The organism is Mesorhizobium sp. LSHC412B00 (assembly GCF_000503035.1).
Classification (GTDB): Bacteria; Pseudomonadota; Alphaproteobacteria; order Rhizobiales; family Rhizobiaceae; genus Mesorhizobium.
In genome coordinates this window covers 35,994-57,340 of record NZ_AYWB01000024.1, presented here as the reverse complement: position 1 = coordinate 57,340, position 21,347 = coordinate 35,994, and the positions used below count along the sequence as shown (strand labels likewise).

General features: G+C 62.7%; 20 protein-coding genes and 2 pseudogenes. 12 read left to right on the top strand and 10 right to left on the bottom strand.

Features of this window, described 5'->3' with window-relative positions:
* The first annotated feature begins 19 nt into the window (after window positions 1-19).
* From sfnG to X757_RS138170, 10 genes are all read left to right on the top strand, one after another.
* Entirely contained in the window at window positions 20-1,120 is a 1,101-nt protein-coding gene (sfnG, locus tag X757_RS138125; RefSeq protein ID WP_023701791.1) for a dimethylsulfone monooxygenase SfnG, read from the top strand.
* Window positions 1,121-1,171: 51 nt separating this feature from the next.
* Window positions 1,172-2,074, top strand: coding sequence for an ABC transporter ATP-binding protein (locus X757_RS138130; RefSeq protein ID WP_031251647.1), 903 nt, complete (start codon window positions 1,172-1,174; stop codon window positions 2,072-2,074).
* Window positions 2,074-2,970 carry a branched-chain amino acid ABC transporter permease gene (locus X757_RS138135; protein ID WP_023727744.1) on the top strand — a complete coding sequence of 299 codons (897 nt, stop codon included), beginning with the start codon at window positions 2,074-2,076 and terminating at the stop codon, window positions 2,968-2,970. Before X757_RS138130 ends, X757_RS138135 begins: the two co-directional genes overlap by 1 nt.
* A 3-nt stretch (window positions 2,971-2,973) precedes the next feature.
* Window positions 2,974-4,023: a branched-chain amino acid ABC transporter permease gene (locus X757_RS138140; RefSeq protein ID WP_023727743.1), complete on the top strand. Its 1,050-nt coding sequence runs from the start codon at window positions 2,974-2,976 to the stop codon at window positions 4,021-4,023.
* Between the two features lie 50 nt (window positions 4,024-4,073).
* Entirely contained in the window at window positions 4,074-5,405 is a 1,332-nt protein-coding gene (locus X757_RS138145; RefSeq protein WP_023701787.1) for an ABC transporter substrate-binding protein, read from the top strand.
* A gap of 65 nt (window positions 5,406-5,470) precedes the next feature.
* Window positions 5,471-6,262, top strand: a complete 792-nt coding sequence (locus X757_RS138150) for an ABC transporter ATP-binding protein (RefSeq protein WP_031251645.1) — start codon at window positions 5,471-5,473, stop codon at window positions 6,260-6,262.
* Complete coding sequence (locus X757_RS138155) at window positions 6,259-7,506, top strand: SfnB family sulfur acquisition oxidoreductase (protein ID WP_023701785.1); 1,248 nt, start codon at window positions 6,259-6,261, stop codon at window positions 7,504-7,506. The genes X757_RS138150 and X757_RS138155 overlap by 4 nt, the downstream gene beginning before the upstream one ends.
* 33 nt (window positions 7,507-7,539) lie before the next feature.
* The gene (gene ssuD, locus X757_RS138160) at window positions 7,540-8,715 is read left to right on the top strand and encodes an FMNH2-dependent alkanesulfonate monooxygenase (RefSeq protein ID WP_023701784.1); all 1,176 of its coding nucleotides are present in this window, start codon (window positions 7,540-7,542) and stop codon (window positions 8,713-8,715) included.
* A complete protein-coding gene (locus X757_RS138165; RefSeq protein WP_023727741.1) occupies window positions 8,712-10,142 on the top strand; it encodes an FAD/NAD(P)-binding protein in 1,431 nt (476 codons plus the stop codon). Before ssuD ends, X757_RS138165 begins: the two co-directional genes overlap by 4 nt.
* Before the next feature lie 27 nt (window positions 10,143-10,169).
* The gene (locus X757_RS138170; protein ID WP_050593984.1) at window positions 10,170-10,694 is read left to right on the top strand and encodes a flavin reductase family protein; all 525 of its coding nucleotides are present in this window, start codon (window positions 10,170-10,172) and stop codon (window positions 10,692-10,694) included.
* A 290-nt stretch (window positions 10,695-10,984) separates the two neighbouring features.
* Here X757_RS138170 and X757_RS01000000165385 read toward each other — a convergent pair.
* The 6 genes and pseudogenes from X757_RS01000000165385 to X757_RS138195 all read right to left on the bottom strand — a co-directional run bounded on the left by X757_RS01000000165385 (window position 10,985) and on the right by X757_RS138195 (window position 14,976).
* A pseudogene (locus X757_RS01000000165385) lies at window positions 10,985-11,500 on the bottom strand (DoxX family protein).
* A 37-nt stretch (window positions 11,501-11,537) separates the two neighbouring features.
* Window positions 11,538-12,017 (bottom strand): M48 family metallopeptidase, encoded by a 480-nt coding sequence (locus tag X757_RS138175; RefSeq protein WP_023727739.1) that lies wholly within the window; start codon window positions 12,015-12,017, stop codon window positions 11,538-11,540.
* Window positions 12,018-12,048: 31 nt separating this feature from the next.
* A complete protein-coding gene (locus X757_RS138180) occupies window positions 12,049-13,020 on the bottom strand; it encodes an MBL fold metallo-hydrolase (protein ID WP_023727738.1) in 972 nt (323 codons plus the stop codon).
* Between the two features lie 95 nt (window positions 13,021-13,115).
* Window positions 13,116-13,361 (bottom strand): DUF680 domain-containing protein, encoded by a 246-nt coding sequence (locus X757_RS138185; protein WP_023727737.1) that lies wholly within the window; start codon window positions 13,359-13,361, stop codon window positions 13,116-13,118.
* Between the two features lie 281 nt (window positions 13,362-13,642).
* Entirely contained in the window at window positions 13,643-14,482 is an 840-nt protein-coding gene (locus tag X757_RS138190) for an anti-sigma factor (protein ID WP_023727736.1), read from the bottom strand.
* Window positions 14,479-14,976, bottom strand: coding sequence for a sigma-70 family RNA polymerase sigma factor (locus tag X757_RS138195; RefSeq protein ID WP_245261438.1), 498 nt, complete (start codon window positions 14,974-14,976; stop codon window positions 14,479-14,481). The genes X757_RS138190 and X757_RS138195 overlap by 4 nt, the downstream gene beginning before the upstream one ends.
* A 547-nt stretch (window positions 14,977-15,523) precedes the next feature.
* On the opposite strand from X757_RS138195, the gene X757_RS1000000169215 reads away from it, so the two are divergent.
* Entirely contained in the window at window positions 15,524-15,754 is a 231-nt protein-coding gene (locus tag X757_RS1000000169215) for a hypothetical protein (RefSeq protein ID WP_373432864.1), read from the top strand.
* An 867-nt stretch (window positions 15,755-16,621) separates the two neighbouring features.
* Here X757_RS1000000169215 and X757_RS1000000169845 read toward each other — a convergent pair.
* From X757_RS1000000169845 to X757_RS138215, 4 genes and pseudogenes are all read right to left on the bottom strand, one after another.
* Entirely contained in the window at window positions 16,622-16,876 is a 255-nt protein-coding gene (locus X757_RS1000000169845) for a hypothetical protein (protein WP_023727734.1), read from the bottom strand.
* A gap of 66 nt (window positions 16,877-16,942) precedes the next feature.
* Window positions 16,943-17,071: pseudogene (locus tag X757_RS1000000169210) on the bottom strand (glutathione-dependent formaldehyde dehydrogenase); the annotation flags it as partial.
* Window positions 17,072-17,433: 362 nt separating this feature from the next.
* A complete protein-coding gene (locus tag X757_RS138205; protein ID WP_031195897.1) occupies window positions 17,434-17,751 on the bottom strand; it encodes a hypothetical protein in 318 nt (105 codons plus the stop codon).
* Window positions 17,752-19,238: 1,487 nt separating this feature from the next.
* The gene (locus X757_RS138215) at window positions 19,239-20,039 is read right to left on the bottom strand and encodes an IclR family transcriptional regulator (protein ID WP_023670582.1); all 801 of its coding nucleotides are present in this window, start codon (window positions 20,037-20,039) and stop codon (window positions 19,239-19,241) included.
* A gap of 235 nt (window positions 20,040-20,274) precedes the next feature.
* Here X757_RS138215 and X757_RS138220 point away from each other — a divergent pair, with 235 nt between their 5' ends.
* Window positions 20,275-21,327, top strand: a complete 1,053-nt coding sequence (locus X757_RS138220) for an ABC transporter substrate-binding protein (RefSeq protein WP_031209427.1) — start codon at window positions 20,275-20,277, stop codon at window positions 21,325-21,327.
* Window positions 21,328-21,347 lie beyond the last annotated feature (20 nt).

The following is a 21,347-nucleotide window of genomic DNA, read 5'->3' as shown; positions in this document are numbered from 1 at the left end:
ACCAAAAGGGAACAACGACATGACGTCTCATTCCGACGGCCTGAAATTCGCCTACTGGGTTCCGAACGTCTCCGGCGGCCTGGTCATCTCCAACATCGAGCAGCGGACCGGTTGGGACATCGACTATAACCGCAAGCTCGCCCAGATCGCAGAGGCCAACGGCTTCGACTACGCACTGAGCCAGATCCGCTTCACCGCCGGCTACGGCGCCGACAACCAGCACGAATCCGTGTCGTTCAGCCACGCACTGCTGGCCGCCACCACGACGCTGAAAGTGATTGCCGCCGTCTTGCCCGGTCCATGGAACCCGGCGCTGGCGGCCAAGCAGATCGCCACCATCAACCACCTGACCAATGGCCGCGTGGCCGTCAATGTTGTCAGCGGCTGGTTCCGTGGCGAGTTCGCCGCCATCGGCGAGCTGTGGCTCGACCACGACGAGCGCTACCGCCGCTCGGAGGAGTTCATCCGCGCGTTGCGCGGCATCTGGACCGAGGACAATTTCACGCTGAAGGGCGACTTCTATCGCTTCACCAACTACTCGATGAAGCCGAAGCCGATCGATCCGCAGCCCGAGATCTTCCAGGGCGGCTCGTCGCGCGCCGCGCGTGACATGGCTTCGCGGGTGTCCGACTGGTATTTCACCAACGGCAACACGCCCGAAGAGATCAGGAAGCAGGTCGACGATATCAAGGCCAAGGCGAAGGCGAATGGCCACAAGGTGAAGATCGGCGTCAACGCCTTTGCCATTGCTCGCGAAACCGAGGCGGAAGCACGCGCCGTGCTGGACGAGATCGTCGCCAAGGCCAATCCCGAAGCGGTGCAGGGCTTTGCCGACCAGGTCAAGAATGCCGGCAAGGCCTCGCCGGAAGGCGAGGGCAACTGGGCGAAGTCGTCCCTCGAGGATCTCGTGCAGTACAATGACGGCTTCCGCAGCAATCTCATCGGCACGCCGGAACAGATCGCCGAACGCATCCTCAAGCTGAAGGATGCCGGCGCCGATCTGATCCTGCTCGGCTTCCTGCATTTCCAGGAAGAGGTCGAGTTCTTCGGCAAGCGCATCATCCCGCTGGTGCGCGAACTGGAAGCGGCGCGTGACAGGGAGCTTGTCGCCGCCGAATAGGCCAGGGCGCGGCCTGCGGGCCGCGCACTCCTTGAAAATCAGGAACGTGTCATGATTGGTGCTTCGCTGGGAGCCGCCGCATACGAGCGTGCGCCCGAAATCCCCGGCATTCTTGCTGGCGCTGGTCCACTCACGGACACGCGCCCGGCGCGCCTGTCGGCAAAGGTCGATGCGATCCTGACTCTGAGCGGGATTGGCATTTCGTTCGGCGGCGTCACGGCGCTGAGCGATGTCGATCTCGAGGTCAAGAGCGGCGAAATCCGCGCCGTGATCGGCCCCAACGGCGCAGGCAAATCCTCGCTGATCAACATCATCAGCGGCCTCTATCACGCCGACCACGGCAAGATCGCGATCGCCGGCCAGTCATTCTCCCGTGTGCCCGCGAACCGTCTGGCACGTCTGGGCGTCGCGCGCACCTTCCAGAACCTGGCGCTCTTTCCCGGGCTTTCCGTGCACGACAACATCGCGTCGGGCCGCGTCCACACCAGGCGCGCCAGTTTTGTCGAACATATTGCCGGCCTGCCACGCGCCAGGCGCGAAGACGCTGCGATTGCCGCAAAGGTCGACCAGACAATCGCCTTCCTGCATCTGGAAACGGTCGCCGATCAGCTGGTCGCGACGCTGCCCTACGGCTTGCAGAAGCGGGTCGAACTGGCGCGAGCGCTGGTTGCCGAGCCGAAGATCCTGCTGCTCGACGAACCGATGGCGGGCATGACGGCGACCGAGAAAGCCGAGATGGCCGGGTTCGTGCGCGCCGCGCGCGACCGGCATGGCGTCACCATCATCCTGATCGAGCACGACATCGGGGTCGTCATGGGCCTATCCGACCGCGTCGCCGTGCTCGATTACGGCCGCAAGATCGCCGACGGCACGCCGGCCGAAGTGCGCGCCGATCCGGACGTGATCCGGGCCTATCTCGGCACCGCCGAGGGCGAGGATGGCGAGGGCATCTGATGAGCTACTATGATTTTCTCTTCGTTGTCGAAGTGCTGGTCGGCGGCCTGTTGTCGGGAGTCATGTATTCGCTCGTCGCCATCGGCTTCGTGCTGATCTACAAGACGTCGGGTGTGCTGAACTTCGCGCAAGGGTCGATGGTGCTGTTTGCGGCACTCACCTTTGTCAGCCTGGTCGAACGCGGCATCCCGTTTGCGCTTGCGCTGCTGATCACCTTCGCAGTCATGGTCGCGCTGGGTTTCACCATCGAGCGTACCGTGCTCAGGCCGCTGGTCAACCGCTCGCCGATGACGCTGTTCATGGCCACGCTTGGCCTGTCCTACATCATCGAGGGTGCAGCCCAGCTGATCTGGGGAACGCAGGTGCACGGGCTCGATCTCGGCATCGACGACACGCCTTTCGAGGTCGGCGGCATCCTCATCTCGTCCTTCGATCTGCTCGCGGCCGGCATTGCCGCGGCGATGGTGGCCGGCTTGAGCGCATTCTTCTACTGGACGCGGATCGGGCTGGCTTTTCGCGCCGTCGCCGACGATCAGTTCGCGGCACTTGCCGTCGGGCTGCGGCTGCCGCGGATCTGGGGAACGGTGTGGACGGCTGCAGGCTTCGTGGCGCTGGTCGCGGGACTGCTGTGGGGCGCACGCCTCGGCGTCCAGTTCTCGCTATCGCTGATCGTGTTGAAGGCGCTGCCGGTGCTGGTGCTTGGCGGCTTCGATTCCATCCTTGGCGCCATCGTCGGCGGCCTCGTCATCGGCGCCAGCGAAAAGCTCGCTGAGGTCTATCTCGGACCCTTCGTCGGCGGCGGCATCGAAGGCTGGTTCGCCTATGCGCTGGCGCTGGTTGTCCTACTGGTGCGCCCCTCCGGCCTGTTTGGCCAGAAAACCGTCGAAAGGGTCTGACCGATGGCCGTGCAAGCGCTCGATGCCGCAAGGGCTCCAATCGACTGGCTGAGCTTCGCCCGGAAATTAGCTTTGCCGGCCGTGGCGATCGTCGTCGTCTACGGCCTGGTCCCGGCCTTTGCGTCGAGCTATCTGGTCGAGGCGATCCTGCTGCCGTTCCTTGCGCTCAGCCTGGCGGCAGTCGGCCTCAACCTCTTGACCGGATATTGCGGCCAGCTTTCGCTTGGCTCCTCCGCTTTCATGGCGGTAGGCGCCTTCGCCGCATACAATTTCAACCTGCGGGTGGAAGGACTGCCGCTGGCGGCGACCATGATCCTGGCCGGAATTTCGGCCGCCGGCATCGGCGTCATCTTCGGATTGCCGAGCCTGCGCCTGCGCGGCTTCTATCTCGCTGTCTCGACGCTCGCCGCTCAGTTCTTCGTGCAGTGGGCGCTGACCAAGTTCGGCTGGTTCTCCAACGACAATCCGTCCGGGGTGATTTCCGCGCCGCACCTTGCCGTCGCCGGGTTTTCGCTCGACGGTGCCGCCGGACGCTATTTACTTTCCGTCACCACCGTCGCCTTGCTGACGGCACTGGTCTGGCGGCTGGTCAACAGCGCCACCGGCCGCAATTTCATCGCGGTGCGCGACAACGAAACCGCCGCGCGCGTCATCGGCGTGCCGGTGCTGCGGACCAAGCTGCTGGCGTTCGCCATTTCGTCCTTCATCATCGGCGTCGCCGGCGTGCTGTGGGCCTTCACCTATCTGCGCACGGTCGAGCCGGCCGGCTTCAATCTCGACCGCTCGTTCCAGATCCTGTTCATCATCATCATCGGCGGGCTGGCTTCGATACGCGGTGCGTTTCTGGGCGCCGCATTCATCGTCGTCTTCCCGCTCGTTCTGTCTCGGCTCGGCGCCTTCGTGTTTGGCGGCCTGTTCGATTCTGGTGTGCTCGACATGAGCCAGCGCATCGTGCTTGGCGCCCTCATCATCATATTCCTCATCGCGGAACCGAACGGGCTGTCGGCCCTCGTCGACCGCCTGAAACGACGGATCGGCTCAAGGTCCAGCTGAGCGCCGCTCGACATTCTCTCACGGACCCAAAACCTCAGGAGACGCAACTCATGACCTTCTTCAGTCACCTCAAGAAAGCGGCGATCGCCACCGCTTTCGTGCTCGGCGCGACAGCCGTGCATGCCGACGAACAATATTTCCCGCTGCAGAGCTACCGCGTTGGCCCATATGCCGCCGGCGGCACCGGCTTCTTTGGCGGCTTCATCGACTATCTCAACCTGATCAACATCCGCGACGGCGGCGTCAATGGCGTCAAGCTGACCTGGAGCGAGGGCGAAACCCAGTACGAAGTCGAGAAGGGCGTCGAGGTCTACGAACGGTTGAAGAGCAATCCCGGCATCGCCGCCTGGAACCCGCTCTCGGTCGGCATCGCCTACGCCATGATCGACCGCATCACCGACGACAAGGTGCCGCTTATCACCATCAATCACGGCCGCACCGACACCACCGACGGCCGGGTATTCCCTTACGTCTTCCCGCTGCTGCTCAACCCCTACAGCGAAACATCGGGCATCGTGAACTACATCGCCTCCAAGGAAGGCGGCCTCGACAAGCTCAAGGGCAAGAAGATCGTCGTGCTCTATCACGGCTCGCCCTACGGCAAGGAGACGATCCCGATATATGAGCTGCTGTCGCAGAAATACGGTTTCGAACTGTCGCAGATCGAGGTCCCGCACCCCGGCAACGAGCAGCAGGCACAGTGGCTGACGATCCGTCGCGATCGTCCCGACTATGTCGTGCTGCGCGGCTGGGGCGTGATGAACCCGGTTGCGCTGAAGACCGCGCAGAAGACCGGCTTCCCGGCCGATCACATCGTCGGCAATGTCTGGTCCAACTCTGAAGAGGACGTCATCCCCGCCGGCGACGCCGCCAAGGGCTACACCGCCATCACCACCCAGGCGTCTGGCGCCGACTACCCGGTCGTCAAGGAGATCGTCAAGACGGTCTACGACGCCGGCAAGGGCAATCTCGAGGACAAGAGCCGCATCGGCTCGGTCTACCACAATCTCGGCATCGTCAACGGCATCCTCAATGTCGAAGCCATCCGCATCGCGCAGGCCAAATTCGGCAATCGCACGCTGACCGGCGATGAGGTCCGCTGGGGCTTCGAACACCTCAAGCTCGACCCGGCGCGCGTCGAGGCGCTCGGTGCCAAGGACCTGTTCCACTCGATCAACGTCTCCTGGGACAATCACGAAGGTGATGGCTACGTGACCTTCCAGCAGTGGGACGGCAAGAAGTGGAACGTCGTGTCCGACTGGATCGCGCCGGACTGGAAGCTGCTGCGCCCGATCATCGAGAAGTCGTCCGAGGCCTATGCCAAGGAAAAGGGCCTCAAGATCCGCACGGCCGAAGACGCCGATGCGGTGGTCAGCAACTGAGTTTGAAGAGCTCACGGCCGGCCCGCGGGCCGGCCGTGCCATCCATCTTCGCAGCGGAGTTATCGATGTCCAGCCCGGAAAATCCGATCCTGTCGGTCAGCCGCGTCGAGGCCGTCTACAATGGCGCCATCGCCGCTTTGCATGGCGTTGACCTCTCGGTCGGCAAGGGCGAGATCGTTGCGCTGCTCGGCTCAAATGGCGCCGGCAAGACGACGTTGTTGCGAGCCGCATCCAATCTTCTGCCGGCAGAGCGCGGCGCCGTTACCGCCGGCCGGATCATTTTCGATGGCCAGGATGTTTCAAGGGCAAGCCCCTCGCACCTTGTCCGCAAGGGCCTGGTCCAGGTTCTCGAGGGCCGGCACTGTTTCCGCTCGCTGACGGTCGAGGAGAACCTTCTGACCGGTGCGCTCGGGCGTTCATCCTCGCGCCTTGGCGTGAAGGCCGACCTTGAGCGTGTCTACGCGCTGTTTCCGAGGCTTCTCGAGAAACGGCGCACGCGGTCCGGCCTCACCTCCGGCGGCGAGCAGCAGATGACGGCGATCGGTCGCGGGCTGATGTCGCGGCCGAAACTCTTCGTGCTCGACGAGCCTTCGATGGGGCTCGCGCCGCTGATCGTCGACGAGATTTTCAGCGCTTTGAAGCGGCTCAATCGGGACGAGAGTCTTTCGATCCTTGTCGCCGAGCAGAATTCGGCGGTGGCGCTGAAATATGCCGACCGCGCCACCGTGCTCGAAAACGGAAAAAGCGTGCTGGAAGGGTCGGCTGCCGACCTGCGCCAGCGCGACGACATCAAGACCTATTATCTCGGCGGCGCGCCGCTCCCATTGCAACACTTTCCCCAGGAGACAGCAGCATGACCATCCAATCCAAGCAGCCGTCCGACGCGCGCGTCGCCGTGCCTCCGGTCGAGCGCCCCTCGGCCAAGGCGCATATCATCAAGACCGATGCCGAGGCGATCGCCATCGCCGAAAAACTTGCCATTGAATTCACCAGGGAAGCCTCGAAGCGGGATCGCGAGCGCATCTGGCCGAAGGAAGAGCTGGATGCATTTTCGCAGAGCGGCTTGTGGTCGATCAATGTGCCGAAGGCCTATGGCGGGCCGGAGGTTTCCTATGTGACGCTGTCGAAGGTGATCACCATCATCTCGGCGGCTGATCCCTCGCTTGGCCAGATTCCGCAAAACCATCTCGGCGTGGTCGCCGCCATCCGCACGGTTTCGGACGAGGCGCAGAAAAGGCTGCTCTTCGCCGAGGCACTGTCCGGCACGCGCTTTGGCAACGCGTTTTCCGAGTTCGGCTCCAAGCGTGCCGCCGACTTCGAGACCAAGTTCGTCGATGCCGGTGACCATGTCGTGGTCAACGGCCAGAAATTCTATTCAAGCGGCGCCCTGCTCGCCCATCTGGTGCCAATTGTGGCGCTCGATGACGAGGGGCGCGCCTGGTATGCCATCGCCGATCGCGGCGCGCCCGGACTGACCGTCATCGATGACTGGTCGAGCTTCGGCCAGAAGACGACGCTCTCCGGCACGGTCCTGCTCGACAATGTGAAGGTGGCGAAGACGCATCTCGTCCCCGGCTACAAGGGGTACGACAAACCGACAGCCGACGGACCCATCTTCCAGATCATCCAGGCGGCGGTCGATCTCGGCATCGCCAAGGCGGCGATCGACGAGACGGTCAGCTTCGTGCGTACCAGGTCGCGCGCGTGGATCGACAGCGGCGTCGATCATGCCTGGCAGGATCCCTATACGATCCAGGCGATCGGCGACCTTCGCCTGCGCGCCAATGCGGCCGAGGCTATTCTGGAAAAGGCCGGCCTTGCGGTCGACCGCGCCGTGGCCGATCCTAACGCGAAGACGGTCGCGGAAGCGCAGATCGCGGTCGCCGAATCCAAGATCCTCACCACCGAGATCGCCATAAACGCCACCAACAAACTGTTCGAACTTGCCGGCACGCGATCCACGCTGGCCGAGCACAATCTCGACCGCCACTGGCGCAATGCCCGCACCCACACGCTGCACGATCCGGTGCGCTGGAAATACGCGATCCTGGGGAACTATTACCTGAACGAGGTGAACCCGCCGCTCCACGCCTGGAGCTGAGCGGGAACGCCGTAAAGTCACAAAGGACTATTCATGAGCGCTGCCACCCCCTCCAGGATTAAGGTCCTGTGGTTTCTCCCGACGCATGGCGACAGCCGCTATCTCGGCACCTCCGAGGGCGGCAGGGCGGTCGATCTGCCCTATCTCACCCAGGTCGCCAAGGCCGCCGACGCCATCGGCTATTATGGCGCGCTGCTGCCGACCGGGCGCAGTTGCGAAGACAGCTGGGTGGTGGCGTCGGCGCTGGCGCCGCTGACGCAGCGGTTGCGCTTCCTCGTCGCCGTGCGGCCGGGTCTGCAATCGCCGACGCTCGCCGCGCGCATGACCTCGACACTCGACCGCATCTCCGGCGGGCGCCTACTGATCAACGTGGTCACGGGCGGCGATCCGGTCGAGAACAAGGGCGATGGCATATTCCTCAGCCATGACGAGCGTTATGAGGTGACGCGGGAATTTCTCGACATCTACAAGGCCGTGCTCAGCGGCGAAACCGTAGCCTTCGAAGGCAAGCATTTCCACATCGAAGATGGCAGGTTGCTGTTCCCGCCGGTGCAGACGCCGCACCCGCCGCTCTATTTCGGCGGCTCGTCGGACGCGGCCAATGCGGTCGCCGCCGAGCAGATCGACAAATACCTCACCTGGGGCGAGCCGCCGGCGGACGTCGCCGCCAAGGTCGAGCATGTGCGCGGCCTTGCCGAAAAGGCCGGCCGCGAAGTGAGCTTCGGCATCCGATTGCATGTCATCGTTCGCGAGACCAATGACGAGGCCTGGGCCGATGCCGATCGGCTGATCAGCCGCCTCGACGACAAGACGATCGCCGAGGCACAGAAGGTTTTTGCCCGCATGGATTCGGTTGGCCAGTCGCGCATGAGCCGGTTGCATGGCGGCAGCCGCGACAAGCTCGAAATCAGCCCGAACCTTTGGGCCGGCGTTGGCCTCGTGCGCGGCGGCGCCGGCACTGCCTTGGTCGGTGACGCGGCGACCGTGGCAGAACGGATCGACGAATACCGAAGGATTGGCATCGATACCTTCATCCTGTCCGGCTATCCGCATCTGGAGGAAGCCTATCGCTTCGGCGAACTGGTGCTGCCGCTGCTGCCGCTCGATCACGAAATCTCGACCCGGCCGACGACGGTGAACATGGGCCCGTTCGGCGAAACGGTGGCCGGAGATCATCGACCATCGGCGCTGCGCGCGAGCCAGTCTTGAGCGCTTCCCGCAGGGCTGGGAAACTGACGGTCGCCATCATTGGCGGCGGCTTTTCCGGCGCCGCAACCGCGTTTCACCTGGCGCGGCTGCTGCCCGCCGATGCAGCCAATATCGTGGTCGTCGAACCGCGCGAGGCGCTCGGCTATGGTCTGGCCTATTCGACGGCCGATCCCTCGCACCGCATCAACGTGCGGGCGTCCAGGATGACGCTGATCTCAGGTGAGGAGGGCCATTTTTCCGACTGGCTGGAGCAGACCGGCGCTATTCTGGACGATACGCAGGCCATCGCCGCCAGCGGCGCGATTTACCCGCAGCGTCGGGTCTTCGGCCGCTATGTCGAATCCCACCTGCAGCCCTTCCTGCAAAGCAAGGCGATCCGCCATGTCAGGGCCGAAGTTGCTTGGGTCGAGCGCAGTGGCGAGGGCTACCGGCTTGTCCTGTCCGATGGCGCAACGCTTTCCGCCGATGCTGTGGTGATCGCGGCGACGCATCCATTGCCGGCCCTCCCGGCGCCGCTGCGCAGCGTGGCCTCAGTCGCCGGATTGGTGGCCAATCCCTACGACCTCGAACGGCTGCAGGCGATCGGCCGCGACGACCGTGTTCTCATTGTTGGCACCGGTCTGACCTCGGCCGACGTCATTGCAGCCCTCGACCGTAGAGGTCATCGCGGCCGCATCACGGCACTGTCGCGCCATGGCTATCGCTCGCATGTGCAGGCCGCCATGCAGGGCGACCCGATAGGCGACTTCACCAGCCTGCCTTTACGCAGCGCCACGGTGCTGCTCAGGCGCATCCGGGCCACGATCGCGGCAGCGACGCGACAGGGCGAAGCCTGGTATCCGGTCCTCGACGCTGTCCGGCGTCAGGGGCAGTTGATCTGGCAGGCCTTGCCGCTCGCCGAGCAGCGCCGCGTGGTGCGCCATCTTCGCGCACTCTGGGACGTGCATCGTTTCCGCATCGCGCCACAGGTAGCAGTCGTGCTGGATCGCCGCCTTGACGAGGGGACGCTCGCTTATCGCGCCGGATCGATTGTCGAGGCCGAAGAGGCCGACGGACGTATCCGCGTCACGCAGCGGTCAAGGCGCCGACACGACCTCATCGTCGAGACGTTCGACAGCGTGATCGTGACGACCGGGCCGGCGCATACGGACATTCTTCGCACCAACACGGCGATTGCCGCCCTTGGACATCTGGGCCTGGTCCGTCTTGACCCAACCGGCCTTGGTCTCGGCACCGACAGCCACGGCCGCGCGGTCGGTAAGTCAGGTCACCCGGCCGACAATATTTTCATCAGCGGACCGCTGGCGCGCGGCAGCGTCGGCGAGCTGATGGGCATCCCTGAAGTCACCGCCCATGCCGAGAGCATCGCCACCGAAATTCACCAATGGTTGGGTTACCAGACGGCGTTGCGTCGCAGGGCGTCGTGAAGGTGCAAACACGATGAGGCTATCCAGATGACACTAACCGAACGCATTCTGCCGGATGAAACCCGGATCCCCCTGAAATTTGCGATGCGACACCTGGCCGGAGCCGTGTCCGTGGTCACCGCAGGCATCGGCGACGAGCGGACGGGCGCAACAATTACCACCGCCCATTCCTTGCCGGTCGAACCGGAGGTGATGGTCGTCAGCATCAACCTGAGCTCGTCGACATGGGCAGCCATCAGCCGGCATGGGCACTTCTGCGTGAATGTGCTACGCGCCGACCAGATCGCGATTGCCGACCGTTTTGCCGGCCGAGGCGGCCTCAAGGGGCAGGCGCGCTACGAGGGTGCACGCTGGTCCACCCTTGCAAGCGGCGCACTGGCACTCGAAGGTGCGCTTGCCGCGGTAGACTGCACGGTCGAGGACACCATCATTCGTCACAGCCATGCGCTGATCCTCGGCACCGTCCGACATGTGGTGAGCGGAGAGCCTGGCCCGGCGTTGATCTATCATCGCGGCGCCTTTCTGACAGCCATGCAAATCTCGGAAAAGTGACGCTCGCGATGCTTGGCCTTCTGGCATACCAGAACCGCGAATGATCCGCGGCGCGGTAGACGTAATTCAAACAACGGATGCCTTGAACCTCCGCAGATCGCCGACTGCACCAACGATTAAGAGGCTTGCTGATCGGAATCGTCGCAGGTCCTTCCTGGGCATTACTATCCGCGCCGATAAGCGGACGTAAAATGGAGGACACGCCACGAACGGCTTGCGTCACCCCCCGAGGCAGTTTGCGGGCGCCGACCGGGCGGGCGGGTTGTATGATGCCCGGCGTGTTGGCCGGTTTAGAATGGAAGCTTGATTTCGCCCACCGAGAGAGGCCTACCGGCCGCTATGAGCGCCGCAACCGTCTCTCTGTCCTGTTGCCGGCGCTTCACGAGGCCGTTCAGCACCCTGTCGAGAGATATCGCCCCGGCGCCGGCTACGGCCAGGACGAACATGCCGCCCGCTATGGCGAGATCCTTTTCGAGATGCAGCAATTCGTTCTGGTTGGCGAAATTGGCGTGGAACAAAGCTGCCGTTGCCAAACAGAACAGTCCGAGCGCCACCGCGCCCAGACGCGTCAGCAGACCAAGGCCGACCGAAAAGCCAGCTCACAGCTGCAGCGCTATGGTGGCTATTAAAAGCGGCAGGCTGACGCCGAGCGCCGTCATCGCCTTGGCTGCACCGGCGAAATGCGTCGCCAGCTCCAGGCCTTCATGCACGAAGAGCAATGAGAGCAGCAGGCGACCCGTCAGCAGGGTCAAGTCGGTGAGATGTGGTTTCCAGGCGGTTTGTGTCGTTGTCACGATGGGCTCCATGGGAAAGGAGCAGGCGCCTTGCAGCGCCTGCCTGGTTTTACTTGGTCACCTTGGTGTCGATGGCCTGGTGGAGGTCTTCGAGTTCTTCACAGCCGGCGGGACACAGCTTCTGCAGCGACGCCAACTGCTCGTTGGCCTTGGCCATGTCGCCGGTCTCTACATAGAGTTCGCCCAGATATTCGCGGGCGCCCTTGTGGTCGGGCTTCAGCTCGAGCGCCTTGTTGTAGTAGGTCAGCGCGGTGGTGAAATCGCCGGTCTTGCGCAACGTGAAGCCGAGCAGGTTGTAGACGTCGGCCTGCTGGTTGTCCTGCGCGAGATCACGCAGATCGGCCAGCGCGCCCTTGTAGTCCTTGACGGCGATCTTGGCCTGGACGGCGGTGAGGTCGGGTGCATCGGTGCCCTCGATGTCGTCGACCGCATAGGCCGGCATGATAGTGGCCACGGGAACGATGGTCAGCACGGCAATGGCGCCAAGCAGGCCAAACAGGGCGTGCTTGCCCAGATAGGATTGTTTCATCATCTTTCTCGCTTGGGTTGGGAGCTCGCGCTCAAATCTGAACTGGGGTGAAACCATAGGCATTGCCGTCTTTCACGAAGACGCCGGCGCCGGGGAACGGGAAGTGCGAACCCGAAACACGGATTTTGTCGGCGATCACCCGGTCGATGATCTTGTGGCGGGTGGCGACAGCGGTCGGCCCGTCCTGGTCGTAACTGCCCTGCCACTCCGGATGCGGCGCCAGAAGGGCGGGCACATACATGGTGTCGGCCGAGATCATCAGCTGTTCCTTGCCGGAGTTGGCGAGGTAGACCGAATGTCCCGGCGTGTGGCCGGGCGCAGCGATGATCTGGATGCCGGGTGCGACTTCGGCGCCGTCATTGACCAGCTTCCAGTTCTTCCATTTCGGAAAATTTTCGGCGATGCGCTTGCCCGCCGGCTTGCGGCCTTCCGGCAGCTTGGCCAGCCGGCTGGGGTCGGTCCACCAATCGTATTCCGTGGCGTTGACGATCAGCTCGGCATTGGGGAACACCGGTGCATCGGTCCCCTTTTCCATCAGGCCCCAGACATGGTCGGGGTGGAAATGCGAGATCATGATGGTGTCGATCGTCTTATAGTCGATGCCGGCGGCGGCCATGTTGGCCGGCAGATGGGTGGCATTGGTCTGCCATTGGCCGACGCCCGATCCGGCATCCATCATGATCAGCCTGCCGTTCATCTTGAGGACGATGACGGTGAGCGGGATGGGCATGAAGTCTGTCGTCAGGCCGGCCTTGGCAAGCGCTGCCTTGGTGTCCTCGACGGAAACATCCTTGATGAAGGCCGGGTCGTGCGGCTTGCGCCAGATGCCGTCATAGATGGCGGTGACCTCGATATCACCGACCTTGTATTTGTAGAAGCCGACGGTCGGCTCGACCGACGTTTCGGCGAAGGCGGGACGGGTGAATTCCAGCTTGCCGGCCAGACCGAAGGCGGTCGCGGCGAGCGTGGTTCCAAGCAACGTGCGACGTGTCATCATGAACATAGGTGATCTCCTGCAGCCTTATGGGGTGATGATGGAGAGCCAAAGGTTTGGCTCTCCATCGTGAGTGGTAAGAGAAGATGTTCGGAAGGGTGCCTTCAGCGGCCCCAGATGCCGTCGTTGTTGTGCCTGGTGATGATGTCCTGAACCGACCCCTGGCGCGGCCCGGTCGTCACCATGGTGTCGACGCCGGCTTGGCGCGGGGAGGTGGACATGGAAGCAGTGGCATTGGTGTCAACGGTAGCGACCGGCTGATTGGAGTTGTTGCCGCCATGGTCGCTGCCGGCAAAGGCAGCGGTTGAGGCAAGCAGCATGGCAGCCACGCTGAGAGCGAGCTTGGTCATTTCGGTAGATCCTTTTTTCGTTTCTTGGGTGCGTGCCGGGAAATTGGCCCCGCTAACAACAAGACCCATCAGGACATCCCTTTATTCCCGGGCGGCGCGAAATTCTTTTGAGATTTCCCGAAAACAGGGGCCGGCGTCCGCCCCGAACTGGAGCCGACGCTGCACGAGGACGCGTTCGACGTCGGCGCCATGCTGCTGCCGTGGTCTGTCACCCGGGCAGGAACGTCACGGCTAGCGCAGGTCGGCCACTCGATATCGGTTGGAGTGCCGACGGTCGGTTATCAGCCGGGGACGACCGCGGCGCGGAAGCGCGCCACGAAGTCGTCGAGCTCCGGCCGCTCCATGTCGGAAATCGCCCAGTATGAGAAGGCGCCATCGCTCCAATGCACAAGCGAAAAACCGCCCTCCGAGAGATCGACCGGGTCGGTAACCACCCCGGCATTTTGCGGCTCGGCCACAAGGGTGATCAGATGTTCGCGGTGGCGATAGACCAGCGCTGGCACCGCCCGGCCGCCGATGACCTCGACCCTGCCACCGATGAGTGCAAATCCGTCCTTGGCCATGTCCGGCGCCGGCGGCGAAAGGCCGAGCCTTGCATCGAGCCATGGCTTTACCGTGTGCCGGTCCGACGAGACGACATCGACAGGGCTGGTCGCCAGCAGGCTGCGTTGGTGGCCGCTGGCTACCCCTGCGGCAAAGCTGTCGGCTACGCTAAGCTGCATCGCCCATTGCGTCGCGCCGCTGGCCAGAACAGCGCTGATCATGATCGAGGCCGCCATGGTGCGCCAGTCGAATGATCCGAAGTTGCGCGCCGACCACCACGTTCGAGCGGACTTCGCCCGTATCGGCGCTCTGGGCCGCAGCACCTCGACGCTGCCGGATGCTGCCATGGCTGCAATGCGCGCGCTGAACTCGTCGCTCACCTGGGGCTTCGGAAGCCTGGCCACAGCCCCTTGCAAGACCATGATGCGGGCATGTTCGGCCGCCAGCTTGGGATCGGCCGCGATGCGCCGCTCGACAGCCATGGCCGCGGCGGCGTCAAGCTCGCCATCTATCAGCGCGTGCAGCATCAGGTTCATGCCTGCGGCGTCCTCGGGCAATCCATCGTTGTGCGCACTCATTGCGCCCTCCCAAGGTCAGAGATCAGCAGGCCACGCGCCCGCGCCAGCCGCGACATCACCGTGCCAATCGGCACGCCCAGCATGGCTGCGATATCGCGGTAGGCGAGGCCATTCACGTCGCGCAGCACGAGCGTTTCTCGAAAGGGTTGCGGCAGGGCGGCGATCGCCGCCTCCAGGGCCGCCACGTCTGTCTTGGCGATCAGGCTCGCCTCCGGGCTTTCGCTCTCACTCAGATCGACTGCGTGAGCGGCGCTCACCTCGTCGAGATCACCGAGGTCGCCCACCGAGACGATGCTGCGCGGGCGATTGCGCGCCAGCCATGTGTAACACGAGTTGCGAACGATGGTGAGCAGCCAGGCACGTGCATTGCCGCCGGCATAGCTTGCGATGTTGGCGTGTGCCTTCATGCAGGCGTCCTGCACGACATCCTCGGCGTCGGTGGCATTGCCGGTCAGCCAGCGGGCCAGCGAAAGCGCGTCGGCGAGATGGGGCATTACCACTTCGCCGAAGCGGTCGGCTCGCGCATTGCTGCTCAGCATCGGTACACCGTCACATGCGCCTCGCCTTGAGTGCTCATGGGGCGAGAATGGTTCTGCGTTGCGATCGAACCCAGAGGAAACATCCCGGGTCGCCAACTGCGTTGAATGTGAGGGCAAACGTCGCATCGGTGTCAATCACGCACTGGACCGCAAACATGCATCCAGATGGATGCTTCTCGAGCACAAGCATTGCCGAATTCACGACCCATTTCGCATGCGCGGCACCTGAGCTTTCCCGATCCCGACCGCGGCAGCACCTTCGGCAGACAGGTGAGCCAGCCGGCCGCAGGCGGCCGACCTATCGCCTTCCAGAGGTCCTGGAACGCGTCGACCGATACCGTCGTGCTCGGCAATATGTGGGTTTGCAGTGCGGCGTCCCTTCAAGGTCAATCAGCAGCTCATGCATGGAGGACCAGGGCAAGCGGCTTTTTATTCCCGGACAGCGTGATTCTTTCTCGGCAATGTGATTGGTCCGGGCGCCCTGGTTTTGGCATTGCGTTTGATGAAACTACTCGATCGTCCAGTGTCAATCCCAGTCCTGCAGCAGAACCAGCTTATTCGTGAGATGCACTACTGGCTGCTGATAGGTCGCCACGGTGCAGGCATCCACGCGCTCGGGAATCACCGACAGCCATGCAAGCCGCATCGCGCCGGCCGTCGCGCTTATCACCCGCGAGGGATGTTCGAAACAGCTTTGGCAAGAGCCAGATCGCGGCCTAGGTCACGAGCTTAGACTGCCTCCAACCTTGGTGGGGTGGTGCCGACTCCGTGATTGAGAGCGGCATGGAACGGCTGAAACGTTTTTGCGCGGGATTGTAGCAACAACGTGTCGAATTTGGTAACTGCTCGTACGCGAGCCGCTCGCCCCTGGTACTGGGCAAGCGATCTGCACCGGGCAAAAGGGGCAGGGGCTTGAGTACACAGGTTGCGGCGACGGCCAACTGTACGATCCGGAATTCGGGCCATGGGATGGATTCCTTGGTTTGGGAATGGGACTGCTCGCTCGCACCCTTGCCCTCGTCACGACGGTGCTAAGGCTGCGGCGGCAGTTAACGTTTCGACCTACTAGGCCTTCATACACGAGGAGCCATTGCGTCGCGCCGGTGGCCAGGAGGTTCGTGGACACGCCAAGCTGCGTGGGTAGTAAGATACTCGATGCCATCACTACGCGGGACTGACGGGTTGAGTGTTCCCGGACTGAAGTTTTTGGACAGGTGGGTTGCCGAGCAATTCCCCATTGCGGCGCCAGACGATCCGATCGCCGCCAGCGACTTGGCAGATCAATTGATGAAAGCGCCGAGAAGCGGCATCGTAGCGCCGGCTTCAACCGCGTGTGGTTATGTACCATGAAGTAGCAGAAAATGTGTTACGCGTTGCGATACCTATTGTGATACAAATTGCCCACCGTTACGAATACAATCCTGTAGAGCCGAAGCCGATCCAGCCAACGGTACCATCGAATTTCCCGCTAAAGTCTTGATTGCCGATCCCGGCGATCCACGGGAGACCAAGACCTGTATGGCGCTGTCGGCAGGGCAGGAAGACCCTGACTGCACACACACCGCGGTGCAGATACCCGCGCCGCATCTAAGGTTTCATTTTACTCCAGCGGTTCGTCGGTCGGCCGAGGCGTCGTGCCTGCCTGACGAGGACGGCCGGCATTGCGATTTGCAACGCGGCTGTCGAGTGGCGATCTGGACGCTTCCTGGGCGCCAGCGGTCTTGGGCGCCGTCGGCTTGGCGCCGGAATCGCTGTCTTCAGCATCGCGACGGGGATGTGGCAGGCCGGCGGCCTCAGGCGATCTGACCGAAGGTGTGGCGGCCGGGTTTGTCGATGCGGGTTTGTCCTTGGCCATTTTCAACTCTCGCCTTTTCAGCATGCAGACGGCCGGACAACAAAGTCGGGCCATTGGACAGAACGGTCAGCCGTGCGGGCGCATCACGACTTTGATGCAGCCGTCCTCCTTGTCGCGGAAGGTTTTGTAAAGTGCGGGCCCGGCCTTGGGGCCAGCCCGATGGGTGATCACGAATGACGGGTCGATATCGCCGTTCCGAACTTTCTGCAGCGATGTCGCGTTCATCCTGGATCGTCGGATCGGCCACCTGTTCGCAACGTATGTCGCCTTTGCCGTGCCATGTGAGGGCCTCCATGTGCTGTTCCTTGACGACAAGCTCTGCGAGCCCGAACTTGGCTTGATGTGAAATGTTCCCGCTTCGAACGAGCATCCTGCCTCAACCCTTGGCGGCCGAGCCGGGTTCGGCCATGCCGCAATGCTGCTCGTCAGGGTGCCGGCCGGCGTGCCATGCGCCGCTGCAACCTGCAGCTTGTTTTTCCAGCCGCTGATCGCCTGCTGCCACCACCGCATCCCTGATCGCTTCGCAGGGCAGAGGTTTGGCGCAAGCGCAGGATCTGCTATCGCGCCAGAATCGCGGCGACAACGAACACGACGGCGGCAACGACGACAAGCGCGACAATGGCCAGCACCGGGCCGTTTTTACTCGGGGCCGGGGCGCGCTCGTCGTCCGGCCGCCGCATCGCATTGGCGAAGCTTGCTTGATTAGCGAAAGCCGGCGTGCCCGTCGCTGCGGGAACCGGCACGGCGCAGGTGTCTGCTGCTTCGGCATCGGTTTCCATAGGCGCCGCCGCCGGGTCGAATCCCGGCGTCTTGTCCTCTGTCACCCCAGACTGAATATCGCCTCTGTCTTCGGCCGGGTTACGTTCGACGTTCATGATGATGCTCCTGCCGCTGGCCCGGGCTTCCCCAACCGCGAGCGGATCAGGATGTTCCATCGGGCGGAATCGCCAACAACGAGGAGCAAATTCAGATAGCCTTCAAACAGATGTCCCTGGTGGCAACGCGAGCCTTGCAACCGGTCAGCACCGGATTGGTGGTCTCGTTGTAGTCGGCCATGGTCGGCAACGCGGCAGATTCGGCAAAGTTCCAGTCTGGCTCGCAATGCCCGCTTACGCACACCGCCGCTCGTTGACCTTGAGCTGGCTCGTTCCAGCCACTCCAACCCAAATTGCCAGTCCGGCTCCCGGCGGCGCGCTGTTTGGATTCCGTGGGAACATCAACAGCGCCAGCGAGTTCGGTATGTGCAGCGAGTTCCCTGTTCGCCGCATGGCCAACATCCGGAGCTCTTGACTGCCCGCGTCTTCGCTCCTGGAGCGCGGGCCACTCCTCTTAGCCCAAGGTTGCGATCATGAGCAGAAACATTCCGGAAAAGCGGGCCAGGCAGGGTGGCTTGGGGCGACCGGTCCTTGGCGTGCTCTTGGCAGGCCTTGTCTTGGCGCTCGTTGCCTGGGGGATCGCTGAAATCTATGGCGAGCAGGCTAAGACACCGGCGACACAGCAAAACAGCCGGGTTCCATCGCCAGATACTTACAGCCCAAATCCTGGCCAAACGGACCCTGCAAACTCCAAGGCCGATGATGTGAATGGCGAACCGGTGGACCGAAATCCCAAGCTCGACAAGGATCCCACGCCGCGATCAAGCACTGGCGGGGATCAGCCAGGAACGCCGCCAGCTCAACCTGCTTCGCCATAGCGTTCGCACTAGTTGATAAACACAATTCAAACAGATGCGGAAATGTGGAGCGGCGATTTCAGCCAATTTCAAGAGCCGGGTCTGTCAATAATCGCCGGCGCTCTCTGATAGCTGGGGAGCCACAAAACCTCCGCTGATTCTTACCGCTTGCTGGATGGCACTGGCGGCTCCAGACCGACTGCGCGCTGTGTCACGCCGGCAGACCTTTGCACCTCTGGGCGCTTTTGAACTTGCAAGTCGATGGAATCGGGCAAGCTGGGTGTAGATGATGCAGTCGTCATCTTATCGAGGTGCGGCAGCAACACCATCTTTGCGTAGCGTGGAGGAACCAGATGGCCTCCGAAAACAGCGAATATCCCGCACACGAATAAAGCGAGAAGCAGGGCCGTAAGCACATCTGTGAAAATCTCGACAAATCTCATGTGCTCGCTCCGCGCGTAAGGATCCCGCCGCGCTCTCGACAGTAAGAGCGGCGGGATCCTCAACCGGCGATGAAGGGACTTTGATCGACGGTCTTCTCCTAATGTGGCTTCCGGTTGCGTGTTCCCTGGTTCGGACCTTATCCACCGACTATGGGACTAAGGTCCCGAACCTAAATGGAACCAATGGGGAAGAGCGGAATCCATGTGCCTTTAAGAGGCTCCAACCAGAGGGCACGACGGCTGATCGTCAGCCTCCCGCCAGAGACAGTCCACGGGCGCGCTCGCGCAGCAACGCAAGCAGTTCGTCGCGCCGTGGCTCCGGCGTGTCGACGGGTAACACCAAACACAAGGTCCTTTTGATGACTCCGTGGCCGTCACGGATCGGGGCCGCCATGCACCAGGTGAAACGGTCGGCCAGGGCTGTGGTCTCGCTGAAACCCTGCCGGTGGGCCAAGGCAACATCGGCAAAGAATTCGGCTGGTGCAATGATGCGGCCGTCGGGAAGCTTGTAGTCGCCAGATGGGATGAAGTCCCTCAACTCTTGCTCGTTCATATGGCCAAGGAGCAGCCGCCCGGATGCCGTCCATGGGATCGGCACCTCGACCCCGACATCGCTTGAGATCCGGAACGGGCCCGGCGAATCTCGGCAGTCAAGAACGACGTATTTGTTGCCACGCAGGCCGCATAGCTGGACCGTCTCGCCTGTCTCGGCGGCCAACTTATCCAAGGTCTCGATGATGCGACGGTAATGGGCGTTGTGATGTGAGTAGGCCCAGCCGAACAGATGCATGGCGCGTCCGAAATAGACGTAACCTTCACCGCCGACGTTTTCGAGCATTTCGGCGTCGAGCAGGCTGTTGACGATCTCGTAGGTGGTCGAACGCGGCGCGCCGATCATCTTGGCGATGTCGCCGACGCGCATTGGCGCGCGGTGCCGCAGCAAAGCCTCGAGCAGCATGATGACGCGGTCAATGCCGCGTCGTCGTTCGCCATTGCGCGGCTCCGCGCCGGCTTCCTTCCCGATCGCATCGTTAGTGCCGTCGCTCATGACCATCCGCCAAAATCATTTCGGTTCTCGTCTCAAGGCCCTTGAAAGATGTCAAGGCTCGGTCTAGCATCCAATTTGTCCGATATACAGACACGTTGTCTGAAATACCAGACAAATTAACGAGCCTGACGCAGAGAAATCCCGAGGGGACACACGGTTTCCAGGACCCGGCGACCGACGGGTTTCCTCGCCCTTGTTCTGCACGTCGAGGCCACAACCTCTGAAGGGAACAGTCATGATGAAATCACCGTTTTTCGCATCCGCCAGCGCGCTTTGCCTCGGTCTCGTGCTGAGCTTTGGCGCCGGCTCGGCAGCCAATGCCGCCGCCAACTGCATCAAGGGCGACCGCAAGGCGCCGTACACGATCGGCTGGGCCAACATCTATTCCGTGCCGACCTGGATGAAGCAGACCCAGGGCACGATCGAAGCCGAAGTCGAGAGCCTGAAGAAGCAGGGACTGGTTGACAAGCTCGTCGTCACCGACGCTCAGGGCGATGCCAACGTCCAGATCCAGCAGATCCAGTCGATGATCGATTCCGATGTCGACGCCATCATCCTGATCGCCGGTTCGTCGACCGCACCTGCACGCGTTCTGGCCGATGCCTGCGCCAAGGGCATCGCCATCATCAACTTCGACAGCCTCGTCGATACCGACAAGGTCACCGCCAAGGTCAATACCGATTCTTCGCAGTGGGGCGACCAGGCGGCCAAGTTCCTGATCGACGCTATCGGCGGCAAGGGCAAGATTCTCATCCTCAACGGCCCGGCCGGGGTTTCGGTCAGCGATGACAGGCGCAAAGGCGCCGACGCTGAGCTCAAGGCCCATCCCGACGTGACGGTGCTTGCCGAGACCAACACGCCCTACAACGTCGCGCCGGCACAGGAAGCCGTCACCAGCCTCCTCTTCGCCAACCCCGAGATCGACGGCATCCTGTCGCTCGGCGGCGCTCTGTCGGCAGGCGCCGTGCTGGCCCTCGACAAGCAGGGCCGTGAACAGGTGCCGATCACCGGTGAGAACGCCCGGCAGTTTTTGGAACTCTGGAAAGAAAAGGGCTTGAAGAGCTGGGCGACGATGCAGCCGAACTGGCTCGGCGCCTTCGCCACCTACACTGCCGTCCAGGCGCTGGAAGGCAAGGATGTCCCGGCTTTCGTCAAGATTCCGCTGCCGGTAATCGACAATTCCAACATCGACGAATACCTCGCCCGGGCCAAGGACTTCCCGGCTGACGGCTACATCTTTTCTCCTTACGATGAGGAGCTGTTCAAGAAGCTGCTGGCTCAGAAATAAGCCTGAAGGGTTGTAGCGTT

Excerpts from the sequence above, each read along its gene's own strand:
- ssuD (WP_023701784.1), top strand. The coding sequence starts at position 7,540 with ATGAGCGCTGCCACCCCCTCCAGGATTAAGGTCCTGTGGTTTCTCCCG.
- X757_RS138195 (WP_245261438.1), bottom strand. The coding sequence starts at position 14,976 with ATGCCCCATCTCGCCGACGCGCTTTCGCTGGCCCGCTGGCTGACCGGC.
- X757_RS1000000169845 (WP_023727734.1), bottom strand. The coding sequence starts at position 16,876 with ATGGCCAAGGACAAACCCGCATCGACAAACCCGGCCGCCACACCTTCG.
- X757_RS138170 (WP_050593984.1), top strand. The coding sequence starts at position 10,170 with ATGACACTAACCGAACGCATTCTGCCGGATGAAACCCGGATCCCCCTG.
- X757_RS138205 (WP_031195897.1), bottom strand. The coding sequence starts at position 17,751 with ATGAACGTCGAACGTAACCCGGCCGAAGACAGAGGCGATATTCAGTCT.
- X757_RS138175 (WP_023727739.1), bottom strand. The coding sequence starts at position 12,017 with ATGAAACAATCCTATCTGGGCAAGCACGCCCTGTTTGGCCTGCTTGGC.
- X757_RS138190 (WP_023727736.1), bottom strand. The coding sequence starts at position 14,482 with ATGAGTGCGCACAACGATGGATTGCCCGAGGACGCCGCAGGCATGAAC.
- X757_RS138215 (WP_023670582.1), bottom strand. The coding sequence starts at position 20,039 with ATGAGCGACGGCACTAACGATGCGATCGGGAAGGAAGCCGGCGCGGAG.
- X757_RS138180 (WP_023727738.1), bottom strand. The coding sequence starts at position 13,020 with ATGTTCATGATGACACGTCGCACGTTGCTTGGAACCACGCTCGCCGCG.
- X757_RS1000000169215 (WP_373432864.1), top strand. The coding sequence starts at position 15,524 with ATGAAACTACTCGATCGTCCAGTGTCAATCCCAGTCCTGCAGCAGAAC.
- X757_RS138150 (WP_031251645.1), top strand. The coding sequence starts at position 5,471 with ATGTCCAGCCCGGAAAATCCGATCCTGTCGGTCAGCCGCGTCGAGGCC.
- X757_RS138145 (WP_023701787.1), top strand. The coding sequence starts at position 4,074 with ATGACCTTCTTCAGTCACCTCAAGAAAGCGGCGATCGCCACCGCTTTC.
- X757_RS138140 (WP_023727743.1), top strand. The coding sequence starts at position 2,974 with ATGGCCGTGCAAGCGCTCGATGCCGCAAGGGCTCCAATCGACTGGCTG.
- X757_RS138185 (WP_023727737.1), bottom strand. The coding sequence starts at position 13,361 with ATGACCAAGCTCGCTCTCAGCGTGGCTGCCATGCTGCTTGCCTCAACC.
- X757_RS138135 (WP_023727744.1), top strand. The coding sequence starts at position 2,074 with ATGAGCTACTATGATTTTCTCTTCGTTGTCGAAGTGCTGGTCGGCGGC.
- X757_RS138130 (WP_031251647.1), top strand. The coding sequence starts at position 1,172 with ATGATTGGTGCTTCGCTGGGAGCCGCCGCATACGAGCGTGCGCCCGAA.
- sfnG (WP_023701791.1), top strand. The coding sequence starts at position 20 with ATGACGTCTCATTCCGACGGCCTGAAATTCGCCTACTGGGTTCCGAAC.
- X757_RS138155 (WP_023701785.1), top strand. The coding sequence starts at position 6,259 with ATGACCATCCAATCCAAGCAGCCGTCCGACGCGCGCGTCGCCGTGCCT.
- X757_RS138220 (WP_031209427.1), top strand. The coding sequence starts at position 20,275 with ATGATGAAATCACCGTTTTTCGCATCCGCCAGCGCGCTTTGCCTCGGT.